Source organism: Halorubrum tibetense, from assembly GCF_055396225.1.
This window is the reverse complement of record NZ_AP043742.1, coordinates 2,641,274-2,664,540: the sequence shown is the minus strand read 5'-3', so window position 1 is coordinate 2,664,540 and position 23,267 is coordinate 2,641,274. Positions and strand designations below refer to the sequence as shown.

Here is a 23,267-nt window from a genome sequence, read left to right as displayed (position 1 = left end):
GCCACAGGCAACAGGCCACGACGGGACGTGTATCAACCATCAGATAGATGCTGTCAGTCTCGCCGACCGTTCGGCATTGTGGCTGCGTGGTGAGACCAATGTTTGAGACACTCCTCGCGCTCACACCGCTTTTGATCGTCGCGGTGTTGCTGGTCGGCCTGCTGTGGGAGGCCACGCGCGTGATGCCGATTGCGTGGCTTGCAGCGGCCGTCATCGCGTTTGTCGTCTGGGGGATGCCACTGGAGTACGTCGCCGCAGCCAGTTTGACAGGCGTGATGGCCGCCATCGAGATCCTCTGGATCGTCTTCGGCGCGCTCGTGCTCTTGTATACCCTGATGCGCTCGGGCGCGGTCGACCGGATCAACACCGGCTTTGCGACGATCAGCGACGACCGGCGGGTCCAGATTATCCTCCTCGGGTTTTTCCTGGCGACGTTTATGGAGGGTGTCGCCGGCTTCGGAACGCCCGCAGCGGTTGTCGCGCCGCTGTTGCTCGCGCTTGGCTTCCCCGCGCTGGCGGCGGTGATCGCCGCGCTGATCGGCCACGCAATCGCGACCGTATTCGGCGCGGTTGGCACACCGATTATTGTCGGCTATGAAACGCCGCTGGGAGCCGTCGAACAGCAGATCGCTGACGGCACCGGACTGACCGTCGCACAGTACTCGGCTGAGGCTGGCGTGTACGCTGCGATGTTCAACGGTATACTGGGCATACTGATGCCGCTTGTGGCGGTCGGGATGGTCGTCTACTTCTTCGGCGAAGAACGGACGATCAAACCCGTGATGAGTGTGGTGCCGCTGGCAGTGGTCTCCGGATTCGCCTTCGCGATTCCGTACGTGGCCACGGCGTATCTCATCGGCCCAGAGCTTCCGTCGCTGTTCGCGGCGATGATCGGCGGCGGCGTTGTTGTGGGCCTCCTCAAGGCGGGTTACCTCGAACCGAAAGACGACTGGGACTTCCCGCCACGCGACGAGTGGCCCGACCACTGGGTCGGCTCGATTGAACCCGGCGGCGAAGAGGCCAAATCCGAGGCCGGTGCCGGAACCGACACTGGGGTCGACTCGACGCCCTCGATGGGACTGCTGCGTGCGTGGTCGCCGTACATCATTCTGGCTGTGCTGCTGATCGCCACCCGGATGATCGAACCGCTTGCAGCGTTCCTCCAGGCAGGCCCGATTCTGGCAATCGGCTGGGACGTCTTCGGCACCGGACTAGAGGGCGCGATCCGGTGGGCCTACGTCCCCGGCACCTGGCTCCTCGTTAGCGCGCTGGTCGCCGTCCCGCTGTTCGGCATGGACCGCTCGGAGGTCACCGGCGCATGGAAAGAGGCCGGTGGCAAGATCGTCTCGCCGGCCATCGTGCTGTTCTTTGTCATCGCAATGGTCGAGATCATGCTGAACACGGACGCCCACGGCGGCGCGCTCGTCGACGGCAGCATGATCGTCGTGCTGGCGGATGGAACCGCCTCAACGTTCGGCGCGGCGTACCCGATGATCGCGCCCACCGTCGGAATGGTTGGGGCGTTCGTTGCCGGCTCGATCACGGTGAGCAACATCACGTTTGCGGCCTTCCAGTTCGAGGTCGGCCTCGCGCTCGATATGCCGACGACGATTCTGGTCGCCTCCCAGTCGATCGGAGCAGCTATCGGTAACATCATCGCCATCCACAACGTGATCGCCGCGCTGGCGACCGTCGGGATGGTCGGTGCGACTGGGCGGGTGATCCGACTGAACTTGATACCGCTTGCGTACTACCTGATCGGCGGTGGCATCCTCACTACACTTGCGGTGTACGTGGTGTTCCCGACCGTGTTCTAACCCACCAACCCACACATTCATTCATCCAGTACACCAACACACCCCTAGTCAATACATACCATGAGCAAAACTACCCAACCCGGCGAGGAACCGCGCCCGGATCCGGCGAGCGATCCGCGCAGTAACTACGACTACCGAAGCGACGATATCGAGGACCCGGAGCTCGTTGCGGATCTCGAAGCCCTCGTCGACGGCGACGTGCGGTTCGACAGCTACACGCGCAACCTGTTTGCGACCGACGCCAGCGCGTACCACCAGCTGCCGATCGGCGTCGTCGTCCCCGAGTCGACCGACGATGTCCAGGCGGTCATGGAGTACTGCTGGGAACACGAGATCCCCGTTCTGCCGCGCGGCGGCGGCACGAGCCTCGCCGGCCAGACAGTCAACGAGGCGGTCGTCCTCGACTTTAAAAAGCGGTTCAACGAGATCGTCGACGTCGACCCCGAGGCCGAAACGGCGACCGCCCAGCCGGGGATCACCCTTGGTCGACTCAACAACCGGCTCAGCGAGCACGGCCTCAAGTACGCCCCTGATCCCGCATGGGGCGACAAAAGCGTGCTTGGCGGCTGTATCGGTAACAACTCGACCGGCTCGCACTCGCTCAAATACGAGAAGGCCGACGGCTATCTCGAATCCGTGGAGGTCGTGCTGGCCGACGGCACCCTGACGACGTTCGACTGGATGGAGATCGAGGAACTCCACGAGCGCGCCGCCGAGGTCACCGACGACGACCCGATCAAACAGCAGGTCTACCGGGTTGTCTCCGACGTTCTGCAGAACAAGCGCGAGGCTATCGAGGACAAATACCCTGACCTGATGCGGAACGTCTCGGGGTACAACTTCGACAAACTGCTCGAAGACGTCGACGAGCGCGGCAAGGTCAACGTCGGTCGACTGCTCGCGGGCAGCGAGGGCAGCCTGGGTATTGTCACCGAGGCGACCGTTTCGCTGGAGCCCGTACCAAACGAGACGTCGGTCGTTTTGCTCACCTACGACGACGTGATCTCGGCAATGAAAGATGTCGCGCCGATTCTCGAACACGACCCCGCGGCCGTCGAGGTGATGGACGACATTCTGCTCGATTTGGCCCGCGATACCGCCGAGTTCGAGGCTGTCGTCGACATCCTCCCCGAGGGAACAGACTCGACGCTACTCGTCGAGCTCTACGCGGAAGACGTCGACGACGGCAAAGGGAAGGTCGCAAACCTGTTGGCCGACCGACTGCCGAGCTACGACCCCAAGGTCGAGGCCAGTTCCGAGGCGATCACGACCGACGAGCCGATCAACGCCACCGACGCCCTCGAAGCGTATGATCCGGACCGGCAGGCCAAGTTCTGGAAGATGCGGAAGGCTGGCCTTCCCATCCTGCTTTCGCGGACCGGCGACGACAAACACTGGCCCTTTGTCGAAGACACCGCGGTGCCCGCCGAGAATCTGCCGGAGTACGTCGCCGACATTCAGGAGTTGTTCGACGAGCACGACACCTTCGCTTCCTACTACGCCCACGCAGGACCTGGCGTGCTGCACATTCGACCCCTCTTAAACCTCAAAGCCGACGACGGCGTCGAGACGATGCTCGAAATCTCGGATGCAGTGACTGATCTCGTCATCGAGTACGGCGGGTCGGTCTCGGGCGAACACGGCGACGGCCGCGCTCGGACGACCTGGAACAGGAAGCTGTACGGCGATGAAATCTGGGGCGCGTTTAAAGAGCTGAAGGCTGCCTTCGATCCGAAAGGACTCCTTAACCCGGGCAACGTCAGCGGCGATTTCGATCCAACCGAGAACCTCCGGTACGATTCGGACTACGAGTTCGATGCCGGCTTCGAGCCGAGTCTCCAGTGGGCCAATGAAAACGGCTTCCAGGGAATGACCGAACTCTGTCACGGCTGTGCGGGCTGTGAGGGCCACCAAGATACCACCGGCTCGATTATGTGTCCAACCTACCGGGCAACCGAAAACGAGGAGATCACCTCAACGCGCGGGCGGGCGAACATGCTCCGGCGGTCGATGAGCGGCGATCTCCCCGACGACATTTTTGAGGATGAATTCGTTCACGAGGTGCTCGACCTCTGTATCGGCTGCAAGGGCTGCAAACGCGACTGCCCGAGCGGCGTCGACCTAGCCAAACTCAAAACCGAGGTTAAACACGAGTACCACCAGCGTGAGGGGATTCCGCTGCGTGACAAACTGTTCGCCAACGTCGAGACGCTCTATAGCTTGGGCAGTACGTTCGCACCCATCTCGAACGTCGCCACGAAGCTACCGGGCAGCGGCGTCGTGATGGAGAAAACGCTCGGCATCGCCCGCGAGCGCGAGCTGCCGACGTTCAAACGCAACACGCTCCAGAAGTGGGACAACTCGCGGACGCCCGCAGTCACCGAGGCGGAGGCCGACCGCAAGGCCCTGGTGATCGCCGATCCGTACACCAACTACACCCAACCCGCGGTCGGCAAAGCCGCCGTCCGCGCGCTGGAGGCCGCCGGCGTCTACGTCGAGGTCTCCGAGGAGGTCACCGACAGCGGCAGGCCGGCCCACTCGAAGGCAATGGTCGACCACTCGCGGGCGACCGCCGAGGACAACGTCGACGCGCTCGTCCCGAAAATCGAAGCCGGCTGGGATATCGTCAGCGTCGAACCCTCTGATGCGGTGATGTACCAAGAGGACTATCTCGACCTGCTGGCCGGCGACGATGTCGAAGCCGTCGCGGCCAACACCTACAGCATCATGGAGTACATCGACACCTTCCGACTCGACGAGCAGATGGACGCCGACGGCGGCGAGACGGTCTCGTACCACGGTCATTGCCATCAGACCGCCGCAAGTCGGGACCACCACGCGGTTGGTGTGCTCCGGCGGACGGGCTACGAGGTCGACGTGCTGGATACCACCTGCTGTGGAATGGCTGGCTCGTTTGGCTACGAGGCTGAACACTACTCGATGAGTCAGGCGATCGGACGCATGCTGTTCGATGCGGTCGAAGAATCTCCGGCCCAGGAAGTCGTCGCGCCCGGCACCTCGTGTCGCTCGCAGCTGGCTGACTACGAAAAGCAGTACGGCAAACCGCCACACCCAATCGAGAAAGTCGCCGCCGCGCTGGTCGACTGATCGCACCGAGGCCATCCGTCGCATCGCCGACCAAACAGGAGTTGCGTCGACCGTCTCTCCGGCTGCAACCGTTGGGGTACTCGCGCTCACACTCGTCGGTGCAGCATACGTCGTTGGCAGTAGCGCACTTGGCGGATACCTCGCCGACAGGGTATCCGCGGGTGAGAAATTGCCGTGGTCGACAGACGATTCGACAGTCTCAGAGACGCCAATCGACCGTCTGAAACATCAATACGTCGATGGCGAACTCACTGATGCGGAGTTTGAACGCCGACTCGAACGGTTAGTCGACGCCGATCGCGAACGCGAGCGCGCAGAAGCAGGGCCCGACCACGGACAGCAAAGCCGCTATAGGCCGACAGACCACGAACGCGAGTCGATTGACCGCAAACGCTGAATCTATTCTTTCCGAAGTGGATTTATTTATTCAGATCCCTCCCCAGGTGCGTACGTCACTGTGACCACGAACTCACCCTCAAAGTCTATGAACTGGTGGTCTGTTTCAGGCTCGAGATGAATGACGTCGCCTGGTTCAACTTCGATGGACTCCTCTTCTGTTACGAGCGTCGCCTTTCCTGTATCGACATGATAAATCTCATCGACGGAGTGGGCGTGCATCGAATCTTCGTCTCCAGGTTCAAACCGCATGACATGGAAGCTGAAGGAGTCTTTTCGCATCGCCTCGATCTCTATCTCATCGTCTTCGTCCAGTTGTTCTGCTGATTCGGCAATATTAATTTGATTCACACGCATAGTATCGTTTCGATAAGGTTATTTCCACCGGTTCCAGTTCAATGATGAAATACAAGAATGTGAAGACCTCATACATAATTATTATACAGTGTGGTTCCATGTACTGCACATGCGCTTGCCAGAGACCCGTGATCTCTTCGCGAGAAAACTAGAGTTCCCAGTACCACGGGAGACGGTCGTAGAGACTGTCGGGAGTACAGAACTGACACCTCCGGATGGCGAAAGCACAACGATCCAATCCGTAATCGAGAAATCTGAAGTAGAGGAGTTCGCTTCAGCCGATGATCTTTACGATACGCTGATGACGCGCGTCGGAGCTCAATTTGTCGGACGCAGGTATTACGACGACCGCGGATCGATGCCAAAACAGGACGACAAAAGCGAGGTGAGTTTCTAATGTCAGTCACGCTAGTCTCAGGTGTCACCGGTGTTGGGCTGTCGACCGTCTGCCAGACGCTTCGGCAGAAACTCGGAGACGGGTACAAACTGGTGAACTTCGGCGACGTAATGCTTGAACAGGCCGCGACGAGAGGCCTGGCGACCGAACGAGGAGAACTTGCCACACTTTCGCAACAAGAGACACGCCGTCTACAGCGTCGTGCGGGCGAGTTCGTCGCCGATGAAGCCGAAGACACGAATATCATCCTCTCGACTCATCTGGCAGTAGAGACCCAGGCCGGCTACATAGAGGGACTCCCTGAGGAGGTACTCCGCGATGTCTCGCCGACAACGTTCGCTCTCGTTGAAGCGAGTCCAGCAACGATTCTCGAACGCCGAAGAAATAGGGGCCGTAAAGTCCAGGATGTGACCGAACACAAAATTGATTTCGAGCAGGATCTTAATCGGTCTGCCGCGCTCCAGTACGCACGTGATCAAAACGCGCCCGTTCAGTTCATCGAAAACGAAGGCAGCGTCGAGGAGGCCGCCGAGCGTCTCGCAGATGCGCTCTGAGTAAGCTACTATTCGCAATTTGCCAAGGCCGAATACCAGACAATCATCGAATTGAAGAATACCTCAGCTACAATTAACAGTCTTGCACACCATTAACTGAGTGATCTATCAACGTTACTTCGAGGCCTACAGGTAACGTTGTTGGGCGTATTCGAAATACCCCGGTTTCTCGAATGAAGATTAACCATCACCAGTGCTATACTTAGAGCGTGAAATCAGCAGTCGGCAACCATTGATTTCACACCGATTCTGATAAATTAGCCGGCCAGTCTCGATTTTAACACACCATCGTCAGTGTGACAGCAAGGGTTGTATCTCCGTGGACCTGACTGATGGATAGGAGATGCTCCTTGGTTATTAATACAGCTGAGCCAATTTGGTTTTCATGGGACTTTTCGGTGGCAGTGATAAATCTGTGAATAAACCAACAAAATCACAAAAGCGTGCCGACAAAATTGCCGAAGAACTTCAAGCCGGTCAACTCCAGCCCGGAGATGTTAAACAGCGCCTCCGTGGACCTCACCGTCCCGCCGCAGCCCGAGGCCTCGTCCTGGCGACTCTGCAAAATAAGGCAGTAATTGAAAGCTCTGTTGACACGTCAATAGACGAACTCGCAACGCGAGAACTGGCACGGCCAATCGCCGATAGTCTGCTTGTCAACGCTGAAAGATTCCGAACTTTAGATTTTGAATATACGACTGTGGTGGAAGAATCGCTTGTTGCACTTGAACAGGCTCTCCGTGAGATTGATTCGGTACGGACAGGGCATACTACAGAGGTCCTCGGTGGTGGTTCGAGCGAACTGGCGCTCGCTGCTGAACTTCGGGATTATGCTGATTCGGTGGAAGGTAGGCAGCAACTTGTCGCTGAAGCGACTGCTGATGCGTTCGAAGCTGTACCACAGAGGCTTGCGCTAGAGGCTGGGCTTGACCCGCTTGAAACGCTAGTTGAAATGCGGTCGGAGCACGCAAACGGTGGGGCGGTTAGTATCCATGTAGAAGAAAAGGAACTGCGGAATGCCAAGAATGCCAGCGAGCTGGCGATTGAGGCAGAGGAACTCCGAAAGCGGTTGACTGATGGGGTAGCACTTGCTGGGGTTGTTGCCCTTACTAGGGGAACGGTCACCCAGCTTGGTGTACTCACCGATTATGATCCGTATGACGGTTGGTCGGCGGGAATCTAACTGACGCGCATGTGTCGTCGGTACTTTCTGGAGGTGAGAGCGATATTAGAGGGTTAGTGTAATGAACTGAGACCGAGGCTTGTAGATCGTATCTGATTATTGCGTGTCTTTCATCGATTGTCTGGTAGTCTCGTTATACAGCTTGTATCTCAGTCTATATTAGCGGTCAAGAACAAAGTGATTGCTGTCGCTCTGGCTGTATTCTAAACACCGGTGAGGAAAGAGACCTGATCAAATCTCATACTCTATCAGTCATGCAAGATCGGGGCCGCGCGTCTTGCAGCAGATCTCCTATCATATGCAGATTGTGTTGAGTGGCCTCTGCAGAATATAGAGCGTGAAGTCAGCAATAAAGCACGCTGGGAAGAAGGGCACATAGAACGCATGTATCCACTAACTGCTAATACACCGGTTCTCAAGATATATACTTATCTCCAAGGTAAGGTGTACAGAGGAGACAATAATAATCTCTACTCTTCACTATGTCCAATCGCAGGATATGAGCGAGGATACATTCGTTTGTGACGACTGCGGTGAGGAATTCCACGTCTCTGAGGAAGCAGATGATGGGGTTTGTGACTGGTGCTGGATGGTTTCGGGAGCGTAGGTCTCTGTGAACAGCTTCGCTCCCCAAGGAGAACAGCAGACTGTGTGGACGATTAGGTTAATTGTACGTGTTTAGCCCGGGCTGATTTCGTCACTGTCTCGTAGATAGAGACACGCGGGGGACACATGGTCCGTCAGCAGGAATCGGGAATGCCTTCTCAGGGATGGTCTCCGAGCAGCGGAGACCATCCCGTTGGCCCTGCTGTCGCCGTTCCGAGGTGGGATCGATGAGCTGGGACGATCTCACCAAGGATGAACTTCTCTCGCGGTTTCTCCAGATGGAGGAGCGAATCAACGAGTTGGAAGAAAAGCTCAACCAGAAAAATGAGCGGATCGAGGAACAGAACGAACGAATAGAGCAGCAGCAAGAGCGGATCGAAGAACTCGAAACACGCCTCCGAAAGTACGAAAATCCACACACTCCACCCAGCAAGCGACGGTCGGGGACCGACGAGTCCCCGACCTCGCAGGATGACGAAGATGACGATGTCCGAACTGACGGCGGCACTCCCGGTCGGAAGGACGGTCACGATCCGGAGTGGCGTTCTACAGCTGATCCCGACGAAGAAATCGAAGTCACCTGTGACTGTTGTCCTGAGTGTGGCGACCACTTCGACGAGTCGGTGGGCGTCAGCCCCCGACTCGTCGAGGAGATCCCTGATCCGCAGCCCCCAGAAATCACTCGGTACAACCGCCACTACTACCAGTGCGATTCCTGTGGAACAGAGACAGTTGCGGCTCACCCCGACTGCCCCGATGAGGGGCAGTTCGGGGTGAACGTCATCGCTCAATCAGCTCTGTCACGGTACGATCACCGCCTTCCCTACCGGAAGATCGCTGACCGCTTCGAGCAACTGCATGGACTCGAACTCTCGGGTGCATCCGCGTGGCACGCGACCGAGCGCGCTGCGCGCGCCGGTCGCTGTGAGTACGAGCAGATCCGTCAAGAGATCCGAGATGCCGACGTGGTTCATATCGACGAAACAGGCATCAAACGTGACGGTGAGCAGGCATGGATCTGGACGTTCAAGACCGCTCAGCATACGTTATACGCGGTGAGAGAGAGTCGTGGGAGTGATGTTCCCGCGGAAGTCCTCGGTGAGGACTTCGCGGGAACGGTCATCTGTGACGGGTGGACGGCGTACCCAGCTTTCAGCAGCAACCTCCAGCGGTGTTGGGCGCACATTCTTCGAGAGGCTGAAGACGCCGCCGAAAAGCAGGCAGAAGGTGAACCGATCTACCACGCTCTCAGACAGGTGTACGTCGCTCTCCAGGCCCGGCTGGAGAGCGACCCAAGCCCTCGTGAGAGAGCAGACCTCCAGCGTGTGGCGCGAAGAGAGCTTGAATCGCTGATTGAACGGTCAGTACCCGACGGACCAGTGGCAACACTGCTCGGGAAGATCGAAGGAGGTCTCGACCACTGGCTCACCTTCGTCGGTGAGCCAGCGGTCTCTCCGACGAACAATGCCGCAGAGAATGCACTTCGTGAGCCAGTGGTTCTCCGGAAAATCATCGGAACGCTCCGTAATGACCGAGGAATGTTCGTTCACGAGACGATCTTGTCCCTGCTGGCGACATGGCGCCAGCAGGGACGCAATCCATACGAAGAGCTTCGTCGAGTCGTCAGCAACAATGAAATGATCTCACGGGCTCACGCTGTGCCGGCTGTCGAGACCTCGGGGTAAACACGTACGGTCAGTTTAAATATCCACTCTACGCGTGGGGTGGAGGGATTGCGATTCGAAAATCGGTGGAGGATACGATCACATGGGATGCAGAGACGATCACGGAGGATACAAATTTCATTTGGCGTGCAGCAAAGGCCGGCGACCTTGATTTTCGGGTGTTGAACCTGAAGTTCCGGAATCAGGCTCCGCCCTCACTTCGGGGCATGTTCCGACAGCGACGACGGTGGTTCGCGGGGACCCAGCATTCTTCAGACGTGCTTCCACGACGATACCGTTCGCTCCTCGGTTTCCGGATGGTTGCGTGGGCGTTGTCGCCGTTGATCCCTGTTATGTCGGTATTCTTGTTTTTATTTCCACAGTACCTTCCGCAACCGCTGTTGTATCAATTCGGCTCCCTTGCCATGTTTCTTTTCCTGTTCGTGATTACGCTCGTTGGCGTCCGCGTGTATATTCGCTGTGAGCGGATTCAACTGCTTGCCGTCCCACTGACGCCCTTGTTGGTCGTCCTGAACACTGCTGGCGCGCTATGGGGGTGGGTTTCCCCGGTACAGACCTTCGCGGTTACAGAAAAAGTCGCGCCCAAATCTGAAAAAGTCTCACCGGATGTTATAGAACAAAAGAACCCGTATCTCACGGAAGGCGATTTTGAAGCACACGATGGCGAAAACCGGCTTATCGATAACGCCGGATTCGTCTGGGTGAGTTTTAAAGACGAATGAGAGTGTAGTAAGAAACAATTCGGATACGGTCGTGGATGATGGATTCAGATCTCTCTCGGCGAAGGGACGTACTCGCAACGGTGGGAGCAGTGAGCACCGCCGGCTGTCTCGGTTCGAGGATTGATGATATTATGAGACGTGATTCGCAGTCCGGAAGCTGGCCGGATGATGACTGGCAGCTCGTCGTTGACGAACAGTGGGAGTCATTCGACACCGACCGATGGGGGGTTGGGTTTATCGACCGCGAAGAGTGGATACCAGACGACGACGCAGCGGTGCGGGAGGAGAACGTCACGATCACCGACGGCGTCTGTGAGCTGCTGGTAGAATCTGAGGGAACTGGCCCGGATGGATGCTTTCAGGGTGTCATCAATTCAACCACAGGAGAGGAACCGCACCATCCGGCTGCAGGGATTCCAATCGATCCGGTGCCGGGCCAGTATGTTGAAGCACGGCTCAAACTCCCCGGACGAACAGGAATCTTACCTGCCTTCTGGATGCACCCGGCGAACATGAACTGGCCGCCGGAGATAGATATTGTCGAACTGTTTCAGCGCGGCGAAGAGACCTCATCCGAACGCCAGCACCTACACGTGAACGTCCACTGGAGCGAGTCAGGAACACCGAATGATAGAGAGACGCACACGGATGATCCATTCTCACTGGACACTAGCATTGATCTCACTGAAAGCTTCAATACGTACGGGTGTGCATGGTTTGAAGATCGGATTGAGTGGTATTTCAACGAGAATCATATTCTGACACGAACGACGCCACCAGCGATGATCCAATCGCTGACTGCTCTTGAATCTCGGCCCTTCGGATTGGTCTTCTCGAATCACGTGAACCGGATCGGTCAGGCAAATCTTACTGAACAGTGGAGGGAGCGCCTCGCCATTGATTGGGTCCGGGTCTGGGAACAAGACGCGCAGTAGTGTTTGTCGTCGGATAGGTCGGATTGCCATTGCGGTCTACAGCATAGCCTCTCTAGTTCCCATCGCCTGTCAGCAACGACGTTCGAGAAACGCGCGCTCTATCAGTACGCCACAGAGTACATGATGGATCTGTCAGGTAGGTCAACGATTGGTACGCACTTCGAGTAGCACAGCTGATTCAGCAGGTCGGAAACGGAATGAAGGTGACTCCCGTGCTGGCTTCATCCTCTATATTTGGCAGGCGTTCAGCGATTTACCGACATTCTACCAAAATCGGTCTGGTAAATACAACGCACATATCTCGCACAGACTGGTTGTAGATCCGTTCAGACTGAGTCAGTCGAGGGAGAACGCACAGAGGTGGCTAATATTCGTAGTTTCTATTGAATACATTCTCAAATGAGAGGTATTTCAGGGGCCGACAGGCGGCGGTCCAACAATACGAATGTCGTGTTCTGGGGCGAGTTCGTTCACGCGGCCAATAGCTGCTTCAGATGGTGGAGCGGTCGGGACGGTTCGGTCCTCGGTCGGTTCACCAACGGCGGTCACGAACTCGCCAAACCCACCGGGTGAATCAGCTGTGACGATCGTGGCCTCTGTTACGGCATGGAGTGAGTGTGGCTCTCCACGTGGCAAGACGACCGAGCTCTCAGCGGTCAACTCTTGTTGGTCGTCCTCAGTGTGAACGTGGATGGTTCCATCAGTTACGTGAATCAGCTCGTCAGCATTCTCATGTATATGCAAGGGAGGAGCGTGTCCTTCCCGAAGTTGCATCTCAACGACCGACCACCGCCCATCCGTCTCTTCACTGGCCACATGGACAAACGACAGTGTGTCCAGAAACTGAATTGGTTCCGTCTCGGTACGGTGTCCACTGACCGGCAACTCAAATCCGGGCATACGTAGTTGATTGGACCCAGTTTATCTAAATCTGCCCCCGTTCCGCATCCTTGTATTGGCTGGGCGTAATGCTACCAGCTCCACTAGATGTCCCCCGCAGCATAATGAATACACAGCGTGGATGTAGCATTACACAAAGTGCCCCATCGTTGGTCTGCTCGCTCAAGATACTATCTCTGTGGTGCTGTAACGGCAGAATCCTTTTTGCTCTATGAATGGTTTGCTTGAGCGAATGGAAACTACCCAGTGGAACTGGCAGTGGACAGCAACATTTGGGGTTATACTCAGCTACAGCGTCAGCGGCATTCTATGGACTCGTGGATCTCAGGCAATCGCTTCGGTCATCACGATTACGGCAACTCTACTCGCCATGTATGTCATCGCCAAGGGCTAATTCGGACGAGACTGTTCTGACTGAGCTGGCTCTGTTGACTCGATGGAAACGCTGCTATCCCTGGAGAACGTGAACCAAGATATGGGGCGCAAGAGACCGATAAGGATTCCGTGCCATCGAGCACGTTCTGTTGACTGGTCCATGCGCGAAAGAAGTCGAGCCATGGGCGCTACAGCCCGGATGCCGCAGGGCGCGGCATCCGGGAAAGCCCGAATAGGTGAATCTCTGCTTCACGTGCTGGCGTCCCGAGTCACAAGATCGCCTCTCCGAACGATGATGACCACTGGCCGGGCAGACAGACGAGGGAGCTGAGGGCCGCCAAACCGGCGGCCCTCAGCGGTCGGTCGGAGCCTTTCTTTAGCATCTGCTATCGCTAGACAGCGACCGCACCGCACACACGTTTCGACCGCCTACCGGCTGTGAAAGGAACAGATCCCCGGACGGCGTAATCATTTTGTCGCTAGACGTGGTTTGATCGGCTAGCAGCGTTTACATAGGTGAAATCCTTCACATCTGATACGAGGGCCGTGCTGAATACACAGCGCGAATGCAGTACGAACCGAGACTAATCAACTGGAGAGAGTGATCGGTCAGTACAGGGGAAAGCACTATCATGTCAGGTCCGCATCCGCTCAGGATTTGTCAGAAGCGGTCTACAGATTATAGAGGTCCGACACAACATTACGATCCGCTTCCAGACTCGCTTTCGATGACCTCGGCATAGGATGCCGTAATCGGATACCGCCACCCGCTGTCGAATGCTTTTGTCGTAACACGGAGTGACGGTGGAGTTTGTTCGCGTTTGAATTCCGCCTGCGTAAGGCGGCGCACGACCGTTTCAACTTGCTCACGTGTCGCATCAGTTTCGTTAATGATCTCCTCTACAGTCTCTTTGCTGCCAACGTATCGCTTGACCACTGGATCAATGATATGGTACGGTGGAATGTCATCGGTGTCAGTCTGTCCCTCAGCCAACTCGGCGGTCGGTGCTTTCTCCAACACCGAGTCGGGGATCGGTGCTGAATCAATCCACGGTGGTGGGTCTGAGTTGAATGACTCCGCAAGCGCATACACTCGGCGTTTGGTACAGTCTCCGAGCGGTGCGATTGCACCAACTGCATCGCCATACAGCGTACAGTAGAGCGTGTCATAGAAACGTTCTCAGAGAAGGCAGCAGGGTGTTGGAACTGTGTCTACGAGCGCCAGCACCCTGCAAGACGTAGCTTCGGTAGACGACTTCTTGAATGTCGCGGCTATCGAGACAGTACCGCTGTTTGAACACCTTGAATTCGAGTTTCTGCTGGGGTACGACGTGTTCGCCCCCGCTTCGAGGGGGCGAACACGAGTTCACAAGCCACCAGACCTCTTTCGAGGCTTTCTGCACTGCTACTACGAGAATGTCTACGGAACACGCCCGGTTACACGAGAACTTCAGAACGGCCTTGTCTGGTACTACTGTGGACTCGACAAACCGCCATCCAGAGACACGGTTGACCGCTTTCTCACCGACCTCGAACACGTTATCGACGATGTCTTCGACAGACTCGTCGAGCAGGCCGCCGCTCGCGGCCTGCTCGACTCCACGTACTCCATCGATTCGACCCACGTTGAAGCGATCCAATACAACGACGCTGCGTCGTGGAACTACGATCCAACAGCTGAGGAGTACTACTACGGTTTCGGCTGTACGATCGTCTCAACCGGCGCAAAGATACCGATTGCAGCCGAGTTCACACAGGCTAAACAAGCAGACCAAGAGACGGCGATGCGCGTCACGCGTGACGCGCTCGCCGTCGATACACCGATCTGGATGCTTGGGGACAGCGCCTACGACATCCTCGATTGGCACGACCACCTGCTAGCCGCAGGGGTCGTGCCAATCACTCCGTACAACCCGCGAAACACTGACGACCCGAAAGATATCGAGTACAGGGTCGAAGACCGCATCGAGGAACACAGCAAGGACGTTCAGCTGAAACAGTCTATCTTGGACGAGACGTACAACAACCGGACAGGAGTCGAGCGAACCAACGGCGCGGTGAAAGACTGCGGCCTCGGGCACGTCCGCGCCCGAGGCCGCGTCCACGCACGAACAGAAGTGTTCGTTGCGCTCTGCCTACGGCTCGTCGTGGCCATCACCAACTACGAGCGAGGAAACAATCCGGGCTGTGAGAAGCTATGAGATGGATTCTATGACACGCTCTACAGTAGCCAACCGCAGCCTCGCTCTTGTTATCAGGGGTTAAAACCAATGCGTCCGTGTCGTTGGCGACACCCATCAGTAACAGACCTCGTACCCGAGCCTGCACGTTCTCACGGGTGACACCTCGCGTACCCGTTCCTTCTGTGAGTCCCGAAATCGACGTAATTGCGGACTTCGAGAGCAGTTCGATCTCTTCTTCACCGAATTGTATCTCTAAGTTGCGAGCGACACGCTCCGCATCTGTACGATTCTCGTCTGTAGTAACTGCGCTGGGGAGAGTAATCCCGTAGACATGTTCTGGGCCAACCGCTTCGGCGGCAAGCGCAGCAGTAACGGACGAATCAATACCGCCCGATAAGCCAATCACAACGTCTTCGAATCCGGTCTTACGCAAGTAATCCCGGATTCCAAGTTCAAGCATACGTCGGAGTTGAACCGTGTCGGACAGCATTGTTGTCCTTGAGAGGTCTTCCTCTGATGTGCTGGACAGGATATGTGGCTTGCCGACCGGCGCGGAGGCGACCGTGGAACCAGTAGCGTCAAGTAGTATTGACGTTCCGTCAAAGAGAATGTCATCATTTCCACCCACCTGATTAGCAAAAACCACCGGCGAATTGATACGCTCAGCATGATTGCCAAACCGAGTTGCCCGTGACGAGAGTTTGCCTACCCGGTAGGGACTCGCAGACAGGTTGACAAGCAGGTCAACGGTCTCGTACGATGCAACTGGGTTCGTTCCATGTCGCTGCTGACCGGTCACTTCGTGGTTGTACCACGCATCCTCACAGATCGTAATGCCAACTGTTGTATCGTTCACAACGACGGACTGTGGTGAGTCACCTTGGGTGAAGTACCGACGTTCGTCGAAAATGTCGTATGTGGGGAGGAGGCGCTTATCATATCTCGTGGCAGCTTCGCCGTCGATAAACACGGTGGCACTGTTCGTCAGTGGCGGGCCGCTCTCTTGAGTTGAGGGGGCGGTATGCCCAACGATGAGTGCTGGACCGTCCTCGGTGATACGGCGAAGTTTATCCAGAGTGGCCTGTTCAGCGTTAAGAACGGCTTGTCGATGGAGTAGGTCACGTGGCGGATACCCAAGGAGTGCGAGTTCCGGAGTAATGACTAGCTCAGCACCTGCATCGGCAGCTTGCGAGTATGCTTCAATGATCTGATCGCAGTTGCCAGAAATATCACCAATGATGGGATTGTGTTGTGTGACCATCCGTTGTAGTTTAACGCCTCACGCCAGCGCCGTCTCCTGATCTGAATATCGTTGGAACTACCTGTCAGAGAAACCCGGTGGCTGCTGTGAGTTACCAACCACCGGATTCAGTGATTGTCGACCGGATCAAAAGAGCGTTTCCCTCTGATGAGTTGCGCGAGCGCGCTCGCGCAACGAATCTCGTCCAACGAGAGCGCAAGTTCGACACTGTCGCGTTGTTCTACACCCTCTCACTGGGTTTCGCTGCTGGATCGGATCGCTCTATTCAGACTTTTCTCAAGCGCTTCGTCGAAATGGCTGACTGTGACGAACTTGCTTATCCAACTTTCCACGGCTGGTTTTCACCCGCGTTCGTTGCACTCCTGCGAGAGATTCTCGATGACGCTATCGAGAATCTCGAACCGGGACAAACCGACCTCAGCGGACGTCTCGAACGCTTTCGAGACGTCCTCATTGTTGACGCCTCTATCGTCTCACTCTACCAAGACGCTACAGATGTCTACGCAGCGACTGGCGAAGATCAAGCTGGCGTAAAGCTCCACCTTACGGAATCACTCTCAACCGGACTTCCTACGCGTTTTCAAACGACTGAAGCCAAAACGCAGGAACGGAGCCAGCTACCCACCGGCGAGTGGGTAGCTGGCGCACTCGTCTTACTTGATCTCGGCTTCTACGACTTCTGGTTGTTCGACCGTATCGACCAAAACGACGGCTGGTTCGTCTCACGGGTCAAAGATGACGCGAACTTCGAGATCGTCGAAGAGCTTCGCACATGGCGGGGAAACAGTATTCCCCTCGAAGGCGAGTCGCTGCAGGACGTCCTCGACGACCTGCAGCGACAGGAGATCGACGCTCGGGTCACCCTCTCATTCGACCGCAAGCGAGGGTCGGGCGTCAGCACGACCCGAACGTTCCGACTCGTCGGTGTGCTCAACGAGGACAGCGATGAGTACCATCTCTACCTAACAAATCTTCCCAGAGACAACTACCACGCGCCCGATATCGCACAGCTCTATCGGGCGCGGTGGGAGATTGAGCTGCTGTTCAAGGAACTCAAATCGCGCTTTGGTCTTGATGAGATCAATACGACGGATCCCTACATTATTGAAGCGCTGATCATCGTAGCGGCGCTCTCGCTGCTGATGAGCCGCGTTATGGTGGATGAACTCCGCAAATTAGACGCAAGGCGGCAGGGGAGCGACGACGACGCGGCCGCGTCGTCGACGCGTCTCCCACGCCGTCGGTGTTCTCACGCGCTCGAACGTCACGCACACCTAGTCCAGCTGTACCTGATGCTGGATCTCGGGTATGAACTGCCAGATCTCGACGAATTGCTGTTGTGGTCGTCACGGGATCCAAATCCACATCGACCAAGATTACGTGAGCAGGTTGAGTCAGGCGAGTTCTGGTAGAAACTCGCCTGACAAGCCGGTCAGCTCAGACGGAGGTAGTAGCGACAGCTCTGGATCGGCGACGCACTCACCGGAGTGAGTGCGCCGCCTTCAGAGAGTGACACAGATCTCATCACCCGAGACAGAAGAACATCCGTTCAGTTCTCCGATCACGCCTCATCAGCGATTCGACTCAACACTGTCTTGCTCAACTATCCGCACAAACACCGTCTTGACGCGCCGCTAAACTATAACGGATGGTTGTGTGACAGCAACTTGAATTGGCAAAGTCATACCAGACGTTAGGCTCGCTGGGTTGTAAATACACAGACGTTTGTCTCTGGGCAACTCAATAGCGTATGAGATACCTTCCACGAAATTCTGAGCTGATTGTGTGAAACATGCGCTCTGCGTCTTACCGAGTCGTAAAATATACGTGAATCGGTCGAAATCGAAACAATCAGTCTGCACGTGTAGTGTACGGATGGTTCACTTCCTGCGGCGCGAAACAGACGGAGGTGGCGTGCTGTACTCATCCTCTATATTCAGCAGTCATTTCCATTCGGGTTTCTGATGACAATGCCTCTCGATGAGTGATGCCGCCCAGAGACCACTCTTGATGATGACAGTTAAGCGCTGCACATCCCTCGTATTCTACAGCCGATTCGATCTCCACCGATAACTGCTGAGTGTACCGATATCTCGCCGCCTTCTACCGATCTTCAGGTCAGCACGATCTACTAGTAGTTATTGAATATGGAACGCCAACACCGCGAAACTACCAGTAGTCCTTTGATATTGACCAAGGGTTTCTTTCAGGATTGGTTTTGCCCAACTACCGTAACCGATCACGATGTGCTGCTGATTTGGTTACGAGATCGGCCCACACTTGCACGTGTGCTTGACACCCGTGAGTGGTCTCGAACATCATTTGTACACAAAATAGCAGGACTACTTTGTCCAACTACACAGGAACTCACGGTCGCAGGATGCTCAGATTGGCGCTTTACCGACCCGGTTAGAATGGATCGTTGGTGAACTCTCAGACCGTTACAAGTCTTGTGGCATGACAGTCTTGCGGTCGTTCGCTTCAGCACGACGGGAGGCTTCCTCAATGAGTTCGGCCACTTCCTCATCCAGAGCATCGTAGAAATCTGCTGCAACTGGGTGGTCTTCTAGTGCATCCTGCACCCCGCTATTGACGATCAGGTCTGTCATACAATCCGGTATTAACGGGTCAGAGTAGTAAATATTGGCAAATTGGTTCGTGAGTAATGGTACAATTCCGAGACTGGTCACAGAGTTAGGTCAGCAATCTCCCAGTCGCCCGAGAGCTCATTGTCCAGTCCCTCGTCACTCACGAGCTTCTGTATCCGCTGCTCAACATCATCATCAAGCCTAAATTCGAAGTCAAACTCCTCTTGCCATTCCCAGTAGCGCGGGATCGTCGGCGAAAACTCACTCACCGCTCCGGCGGGTGCATCCAAAAGATGGCGGGCTTCGGATATGTCCCCTCGTGGATGGGCAAAGCTTCTGCTGATGTTGTCGTCATTCACGATTCGTTCCAGTAAGTCGATAGCCGCGTGCTGGTCTGCATAGAATGCATGTTCGAGCATTGGATTTACGACAGAGATGTCCTTCGAGGCATGCTGGTGAATGGTGTCTGCAACAGCGTGATCAGGATGTCCGATCCCCCAACCGTACGGATGGACTCCCTCGTTGATGAAATCGTATCCGTCGCCCTCGACACGATCAAGAATTGAGCTGAAGAACTCCAACGATTTGACTGGGATCTCCGTTACACCCTCTGTGAGTCGGGTCCGGATCAGATACCGACCCGTGACATTCTGAAGGACTGTCGTCACATGAGGGAACTCGTCTGATGTGTCCGGGTGATAGGCGTCAAGAAACTCTTCAAGCAACTCCCAATCTTCCGCTAGTACGGCATCATCAAACACCGCGATGAGTCGTTCCCGATACGCACGGGTAATCCCCTGATAACGGTCGGACTCCCCTTGTTCGTGTGCTGACGATAACTCTGTTTCATACGTTGCTACTGCCTGCATGAGTGCCGCTACATCCCCATCGTCAGCAGTTGCTATCTGCTGTTCAAGCGCCTCTATTTCGATTGGATCTGATCGTCTGTCTGGCACCATTGATTCTCTCTACAGAAACCCTAGTCGTAATGCTTGTGTCTCAAAACTGTAATAGTAGCGTATGACAGCGACGTATGCTCTCAGTGTTACCATCGAATCACACGACTACAGGGGCGAGTTCTATCTCATGGGCGATGAATACGATACAGGTGAAGATGTCCTAAAATACGTAGCAATTGACCATATCTTAGCAATGAAGCAACGCCCACACGTTGTCGAGTACCTTTTAGAGACACTCCGAGATGGTGAGAACGTGAGCAAGGCAGAGTACGACCAAGCTGACCCGGATGTCTCCTGTGGGCTCCACTTCGATGTTAACCACCAACAGTTCGGATTCTGGGTTGGCGACCGTAGAGTCGAGATCGGGAGACGACCAACAAAGAGCGAATTGCGCTCAATCGCTGACGAACTTTCGGTGTAGTTACTTCCTCGTTCTCCACTCCAGCAACGACAAGTATGTGACCTGCATAAAGAGAGTTGAATGCGTCTCTCGTTTGATGACGGGACACTCCTTGTTGAAGACGCTCCTGAGTCTGTGCCGTATGCTGAGTGGGACGACCGTGTCGATGAGTACCGAGCACAGGCACACCATTACCGTGACATTCGAAAGTGGGTGACCGGATCTGATGGGCAAGCCAGCCTTGAACAGCCAATGGGAACTGTGGCTGAATTGGAAGACGAGGCTCGTGCGTACTCGAAGTTCCATCTCACGCCTTCTGTCGCTATCGAACCTCGTGATTACCAGCAGGAGGCACTCTCAGCGTGGCAGGATAACAACCGTCAGGGCAGTGTGATCCTCCCCACAGGAAGCGGAAAGACGTTTCTCGCCGTCCAAGCAATTGCTGACGCTGGTGTCAGCACGCTTGTTGTCGTTCCGACTATTGACCTGATGAACCAGTGGCACGCCACTCTCACGAACGCTTTCGGGAATCAACTCCCTGATGGAGTCGGCGTCTTGGGCGGTGGAAGCCACAACGTGACCAATATTACGGTGACGACCTACGACTCTGCGTACCGGTATATCAACGAGTACGGCGACCGGTTCGGACTTCTCGTGGTGGACGAAGTACACCACCTTCCGGCACCGACCTACCAACAGATCCCTGAGATGACGATTGCCCCGTATCGACTTGGACTCACAGCTACCTACGAGCGCGCTGACGGGAAACATGAAGAGCTAGCGGAACTGTTGGGCACGGTTGTGTATCGAGAAGGAGTCGACGAGCTTGCAGGGGAGTATCTCAGCGAGTACGAAACGCTCCATCTCAGCGTGGAACTCACTGATGAGGAACGGAAGCAGTATACTGAGGAATACCAGATTTACCGCGACTACGTCGACAGTCATGATTTTGATCTCTGGAAAGAGAGCGGCTATCAGGAATTTCTCAAGCGCACGTCATACGACCCGCAGGGACGACGCTCCCTCATTGCGAAGCAACGAGCCGAGAAAATTGCTCGGACTGCGGAAAAGAAACTCGATACGCTGGATAGTTTGCTGAAGAGACACCACGACGACCGTACAATCATCTTTACAGCGAACAACGAGTTTGCATACGAGATCTCTCAAGAGTTTGTTGTTCCCTGTATCACGCATCAGACCGAGACTGAGGAGCGAACAGAGATTCTAGAGCGATTTCGAACAGGAAAGTACTCGATGCTTGCTACCTCGCAGGTGCTGGATGAGGGAATCGATGTACCGTCTGCAAACGTGGGTATCATCCTCTCTGGAAGTGCATCGAAACGACAGTATGCACAGCGATTGGGGCGGATTCTTCGTCCAACGGATGATCGTCAACCCGCTCGACTCTATGAGATCATTACCGAGGATACGATGGAGACCTACGTATCTGAACGGCGACGGCAGGGGGTGAGCGCTAATGCTGACAGCTGACCTCGCCCGCTCACGTACGTACGAAGGAACTACCTCCCCGCTGTTCATCGACGCGGACGACCAGCAGTACCGAGAGACCGCTACAGAACTCATCCAGATCTTCAAGGAGCATCTCGGACAATCCAAGGGTAGGCTGGAGGAGACGATAGACGAACTCACTATCGCAGACACGGACTACAAGATCGTACAAGGGCTGGCGAAACTGCTCAAAGACGAATGTGAATTCGAAACCGTTGCACCAGTAGATCCACAGAAGATCCGGCAGCGGCTTTTTGAGAAAGCGAACGATTCGTACCCGATTGCACGTCAGCCCACGCTCGGTGAGGACACACAAAAGTTGGAGGTGTACAGTGCTGTTGCTGACCAGTTCGGAATCTCACTCGAAGACTGCTACCGAGGCATGTACGCCGATTTAGAGGAGAACAAGCGACTTGTACGATTTGGACACCGTACGTCCGATGAGTATGATGAGGCTGACGACGGGACGACTACGACACGGTTGACTGGAGATAGTGAGGAATCGTATGCTGAGGATACGATAACGGTCGATTGGCTTCTCACACGCTACAATCTCGCTCTGGCACAAGCAGTACTGTACGATGCGACAAAGATGCGAATACGAGTTTGGGACTCGTTTGCGACAGTCTTCAGCTACGTGAAACTGTTTGGGCTGATGCACCGCATCTATCCAATCGACGCCAACGGAAACCGTGTCTCCAGTACAGAAGTTGCCGACGGGTACGAGGCTATTCTGGATGGAGCAGCGTCTCTCTTCTCGAAATCGAGGAAGTACGGAATACGGATGTCAAACTTCCTTCCGGCTCTCCCATTGTGTGACCGCTGGGAGATGGAAGCCGACATTCTTGATGACGATGGAGGAGCAACGAGTCAAACGCTCTCGTTTGAACTTGACCACACGGACGAACTCTCCTCGCACTACTCGGCTCAGAGCGATTTTGACTCCGATGTGGAACGCACACTTGCCCAGAAATGGGGACGTGCCAACACTGACTGGCAACTCGTCCGCGAGGATGACGTACTGGACCTAGGAGCAGAGGTAATGCTCCCAGACTTCGCTATCGAACACCCTGATGGACGTCGAGTCATATTCGAGATTGTCGGATTCTGGACGCCAGAGTATCTGAATGAAAAGCTGGCGAAGATACGGAATGCTGACCGGGACAACCTCATCGTCGCCGTCTCTGAACGGTTGGACTGTTCGTCTGAAGATTTCGATGGACTGGATGACCGTATCTTGTGGTTCAAATCGGGTATCCACGTCTATGACGTGATTGAATTAGCGAAGGAGTACGCAGTTGAGTTCTCACCACGGCAATAGCGTTGATCTCG

Annotated in this window: 21 protein-coding genes; 15 read left to right on the top strand and 6 right to left on the bottom strand. The window is 55.6% G+C overall.

Features of this window, described 5'->3' with window-relative positions; translation table 11 throughout:
• Positions 1–98 precede the first annotated feature (98 nt).
• The 3 genes from ACZ5TV_RS13180 (at position 99) to ACZ5TV_RS13170 (ending at position 5,322) form a co-directional block, all read left to right on the top strand.
• On the top strand, positions 99–1,817 hold the full coding sequence (locus ACZ5TV_RS13180) for an L-lactate permease (RefSeq protein ID WP_379780891.1): 1,719 nt from the start codon (positions 99–101) through the stop codon (positions 1,815–1,817).
• Positions 1,818–1,877: 60 nt separating this feature from the next.
• Positions 1,878–4,925, top strand: coding sequence for an FAD-binding and (Fe-S)-binding domain-containing protein (locus ACZ5TV_RS13175; protein ID WP_379780893.1), 3,048 nt, complete (start codon positions 1,878–1,880; stop codon positions 4,923–4,925).
• Between the two features lie 169 nt (positions 4,926–5,094).
• Positions 5,095–5,322, top strand: coding sequence for an SHOCT domain-containing protein (locus ACZ5TV_RS13170; RefSeq protein ID WP_245202894.1), 228 nt, complete (start codon positions 5,095–5,097; stop codon positions 5,320–5,322).
• Positions 5,323–5,348: 26 nt separating this feature from the next.
• Here the strand turns inward: ACZ5TV_RS13170 and ACZ5TV_RS13165 are convergent, their stop codons facing one another.
• The gene (locus ACZ5TV_RS13165; RefSeq protein WP_209487344.1) at positions 5,349–5,672 is read right to left on the bottom strand and encodes a cupin domain-containing protein; all 324 of its coding nucleotides are present in this window, start codon (positions 5,670–5,672) and stop codon (positions 5,349–5,351) included.
• A 115-nt stretch (positions 5,673–5,787) separates the two neighbouring features.
• On the opposite strand from ACZ5TV_RS13165, the gene ACZ5TV_RS13160 reads away from it, so the two are divergent.
• From ACZ5TV_RS13160 to ACZ5TV_RS13135, 6 genes are all read left to right on the top strand, one after another.
• Complete coding sequence (locus tag ACZ5TV_RS13160) at positions 5,788–6,075, top strand: DUF5789 family protein (protein WP_209487328.1); 288 nt, start codon at positions 5,788–5,790, stop codon at positions 6,073–6,075.
• Positions 6,075–6,629, top strand: a complete 555-nt coding sequence (locus ACZ5TV_RS13155) for an adenylate kinase (protein ID WP_209487327.1) — start codon at positions 6,075–6,077, stop codon at positions 6,627–6,629. Before ACZ5TV_RS13160 ends, ACZ5TV_RS13155 begins: the two co-directional genes overlap by 1 nt.
• A 385-nt stretch (positions 6,630–7,014) precedes the next feature.
• On the top strand, positions 7,015–7,812 hold the full coding sequence (locus tag ACZ5TV_RS13150) for a TCP-1/cpn60 chaperonin family protein (protein WP_379780896.1): 798 nt from the start codon (positions 7,015–7,017) through the stop codon (positions 7,810–7,812).
• A gap of 833 nt (positions 7,813–8,645) precedes the next feature.
• Positions 8,646–10,103: an IS66 family transposase gene (gene tnpC / locus ACZ5TV_RS13145; RefSeq protein WP_464383906.1), complete on the top strand. Its 1,458-nt coding sequence runs from the start codon at positions 8,646–8,648 to the stop codon at positions 10,101–10,103.
• 65 nt (positions 10,104–10,168) lie between these two features.
• Entirely contained in the window at positions 10,169–10,825 is a 657-nt protein-coding gene (locus ACZ5TV_RS13140) for a glycosyltransferase family 2 protein (protein WP_464383905.1), read from the top strand.
• A gap of 89 nt (positions 10,826–10,914) precedes the next feature.
• Entirely contained in the window at positions 10,915–11,760 is an 846-nt protein-coding gene (locus ACZ5TV_RS13135; protein ID WP_379779389.1) for a glycoside hydrolase family 16 protein, read from the top strand.
• A gap of 411 nt (positions 11,761–12,171) precedes the next feature.
• Here the strand turns inward: ACZ5TV_RS13135 and ACZ5TV_RS13130 are convergent, their stop codons facing one another.
• On the bottom strand, positions 12,172–12,660 hold the full coding sequence (locus ACZ5TV_RS13130) for a cupin domain-containing protein (protein ID WP_379779387.1): 489 nt from the start codon (positions 12,658–12,660) through the stop codon (positions 12,172–12,174).
• Positions 12,661–12,892: 232 nt separating this feature from the next.
• Here ACZ5TV_RS13130 and ACZ5TV_RS13125 point away from each other — a divergent pair, with 232 nt between their 5' ends.
• The gene (locus tag ACZ5TV_RS13125; protein WP_464383904.1) at positions 12,893–13,054 is read left to right on the top strand and encodes a hypothetical protein; all 162 of its coding nucleotides are present in this window, start codon (positions 12,893–12,895) and stop codon (positions 13,052–13,054) included.
• A 681-nt stretch (positions 13,055–13,735) separates the two neighbouring features.
• Here ACZ5TV_RS13125 and ACZ5TV_RS13120 read toward each other — a convergent pair.
• On the bottom strand, positions 13,736–14,161 hold the full coding sequence (locus tag ACZ5TV_RS13120) for a hypothetical protein (protein WP_464384349.1): 426 nt from the start codon (positions 14,159–14,161) through the stop codon (positions 13,736–13,738).
• Positions 14,162–14,243: 82 nt separating this feature from the next.
• Here ACZ5TV_RS13120 and ACZ5TV_RS13115 point away from each other — a divergent pair, with 82 nt between their 5' ends.
• Positions 14,244–15,236 (top strand): transposase, encoded by a 993-nt coding sequence (locus ACZ5TV_RS13115; protein WP_379779385.1) that lies wholly within the window; start codon positions 14,244–14,246, stop codon positions 15,234–15,236.
• On the opposite strand, the gene nadE is transcribed toward ACZ5TV_RS13115, so the two are convergent.
• Positions 15,190–16,479, bottom strand: coding sequence for an NAD(+) synthase (gene nadE, locus ACZ5TV_RS13110; protein WP_379779383.1), 1,290 nt, complete (start codon positions 16,477–16,479; stop codon positions 15,190–15,192). The genes ACZ5TV_RS13115 and nadE overlap by 47 nt on opposite strands.
• A 77-nt stretch (positions 16,480–16,556) precedes the next feature.
• Here nadE and ACZ5TV_RS13105 point away from each other — a divergent pair, with 77 nt between their 5' ends.
• Positions 16,557–17,891, top strand: a complete 1,335-nt coding sequence (locus ACZ5TV_RS13105; protein ID WP_379779381.1) for an IS4 family transposase — start codon at positions 16,557–16,559, stop codon at positions 17,889–17,891.
• Between the two features lie 1,029 nt (positions 17,892–18,920).
• Here the strand turns inward: ACZ5TV_RS13105 and ACZ5TV_RS13100 are convergent.
• Together ACZ5TV_RS13100 and ACZ5TV_RS13095 are read right to left on the bottom strand one after the other, a co-directional pair.
• Positions 18,921–19,088, bottom strand: coding sequence for a DUF1931 domain-containing protein (locus ACZ5TV_RS13100; protein WP_089385250.1), 168 nt, complete (start codon positions 19,086–19,088; stop codon positions 18,921–18,923).
• Between the two features lie 77 nt (positions 19,089–19,165).
• Positions 19,166–20,026: a DUF8137 family protein gene (locus ACZ5TV_RS13095; protein ID WP_379779379.1), complete on the bottom strand. Its 861-nt coding sequence runs from the start codon at positions 20,024–20,026 to the stop codon at positions 19,166–19,168.
• Positions 20,027–20,087: 61 nt separating this feature from the next.
• Here ACZ5TV_RS13095 and ACZ5TV_RS13090 point away from each other — a divergent pair, with 61 nt between their 5' ends.
• Genes ACZ5TV_RS13090 through ACZ5TV_RS13080 form a run of 3 tightly spaced genes read left to right on the top strand, consistent with a single transcriptional unit; the run spans position 20,088 to position 23,256 of the window.
• Complete coding sequence (locus ACZ5TV_RS13090; RefSeq protein ID WP_379779377.1) at positions 20,088–20,447, top strand: hypothetical protein; 360 nt, start codon at positions 20,088–20,090, stop codon at positions 20,445–20,447.
• 60 nt (positions 20,448–20,507) lie between these two features.
• Positions 20,508–21,917, top strand: coding sequence for a DEAD/DEAH box helicase family protein (locus ACZ5TV_RS13085; protein ID WP_379779375.1), 1,410 nt, complete (start codon positions 20,508–20,510; stop codon positions 21,915–21,917).
• Complete coding sequence (locus tag ACZ5TV_RS13080) at positions 21,904–23,256, top strand: DUF790 family protein (protein ID WP_379779373.1); 1,353 nt, start codon at positions 21,904–21,906, stop codon at positions 23,254–23,256. The genes ACZ5TV_RS13085 and ACZ5TV_RS13080 overlap by 14 nt, the downstream gene beginning before the upstream one ends.
• Positions 23,257–23,267 lie beyond the last annotated feature (11 nt).

Coding starts and splice junctions, on each gene's coding strand:
- ACZ5TV_RS13180 (WP_379780891.1), top strand. CDS start 99: ATGTTTGAGACACTCCTCGCGCTCACACCGCTTTTGATCGTCGCGGTG.
- ACZ5TV_RS13125 (WP_464383904.1), top strand. CDS start 12,893: ATGGAAACTACCCAGTGGAACTGGCAGTGGACAGCAACATTTGGGGTT.
- ACZ5TV_RS13095 (WP_379779379.1), bottom strand. CDS start 20,026: ATGGTGCCAGACAGACGATCAGATCCAATCGAAATAGAGGCGCTTGAA.
- ACZ5TV_RS13155 (WP_209487327.1), top strand. CDS start 6,075: ATGTCAGTCACGCTAGTCTCAGGTGTCACCGGTGTTGGGCTGTCGACC.
- ACZ5TV_RS13175 (WP_379780893.1), top strand. CDS start 1,878: ATGAGCAAAACTACCCAACCCGGCGAGGAACCGCGCCCGGATCCGGCG.
- ACZ5TV_RS13090 (WP_379779377.1), top strand. CDS start 20,088: ATGACAGCGACGTATGCTCTCAGTGTTACCATCGAATCACACGACTAC.
- ACZ5TV_RS13150 (WP_379780896.1), top strand. CDS start 7,015: ATGGGACTTTTCGGTGGCAGTGATAAATCTGTGAATAAACCAACAAAA.
- tnpC (WP_464383906.1), top strand. CDS start 8,646: ATGAGCTGGGACGATCTCACCAAGGATGAACTTCTCTCGCGGTTTCTC.
- ACZ5TV_RS13085 (WP_379779375.1), top strand. CDS start 20,508: ATGCGTCTCTCGTTTGATGACGGGACACTCCTTGTTGAAGACGCTCCT.
- ACZ5TV_RS13160 (WP_209487328.1), top strand. CDS start 5,788: ATGCGCTTGCCAGAGACCCGTGATCTCTTCGCGAGAAAACTAGAGTTC.
- nadE (WP_379779383.1), bottom strand. CDS start 16,479: ATGGTCACACAACACAATCCCATCATTGGTGATATTTCTGGCAACTGC.
- ACZ5TV_RS13130 (WP_379779387.1), bottom strand. CDS start 12,660: ATGCCCGGATTTGAGTTGCCGGTCAGTGGACACCGTACCGAGACGGAA.
- ACZ5TV_RS13080 (WP_379779373.1), top strand. CDS start 21,904: ATGCTGACAGCTGACCTCGCCCGCTCACGTACGTACGAAGGAACTACC.
- ACZ5TV_RS13100 (WP_089385250.1), bottom strand. CDS start 19,088: ATGACAGACCTGATCGTCAATAGCGGGGTGCAGGATGCACTAGAAGAC.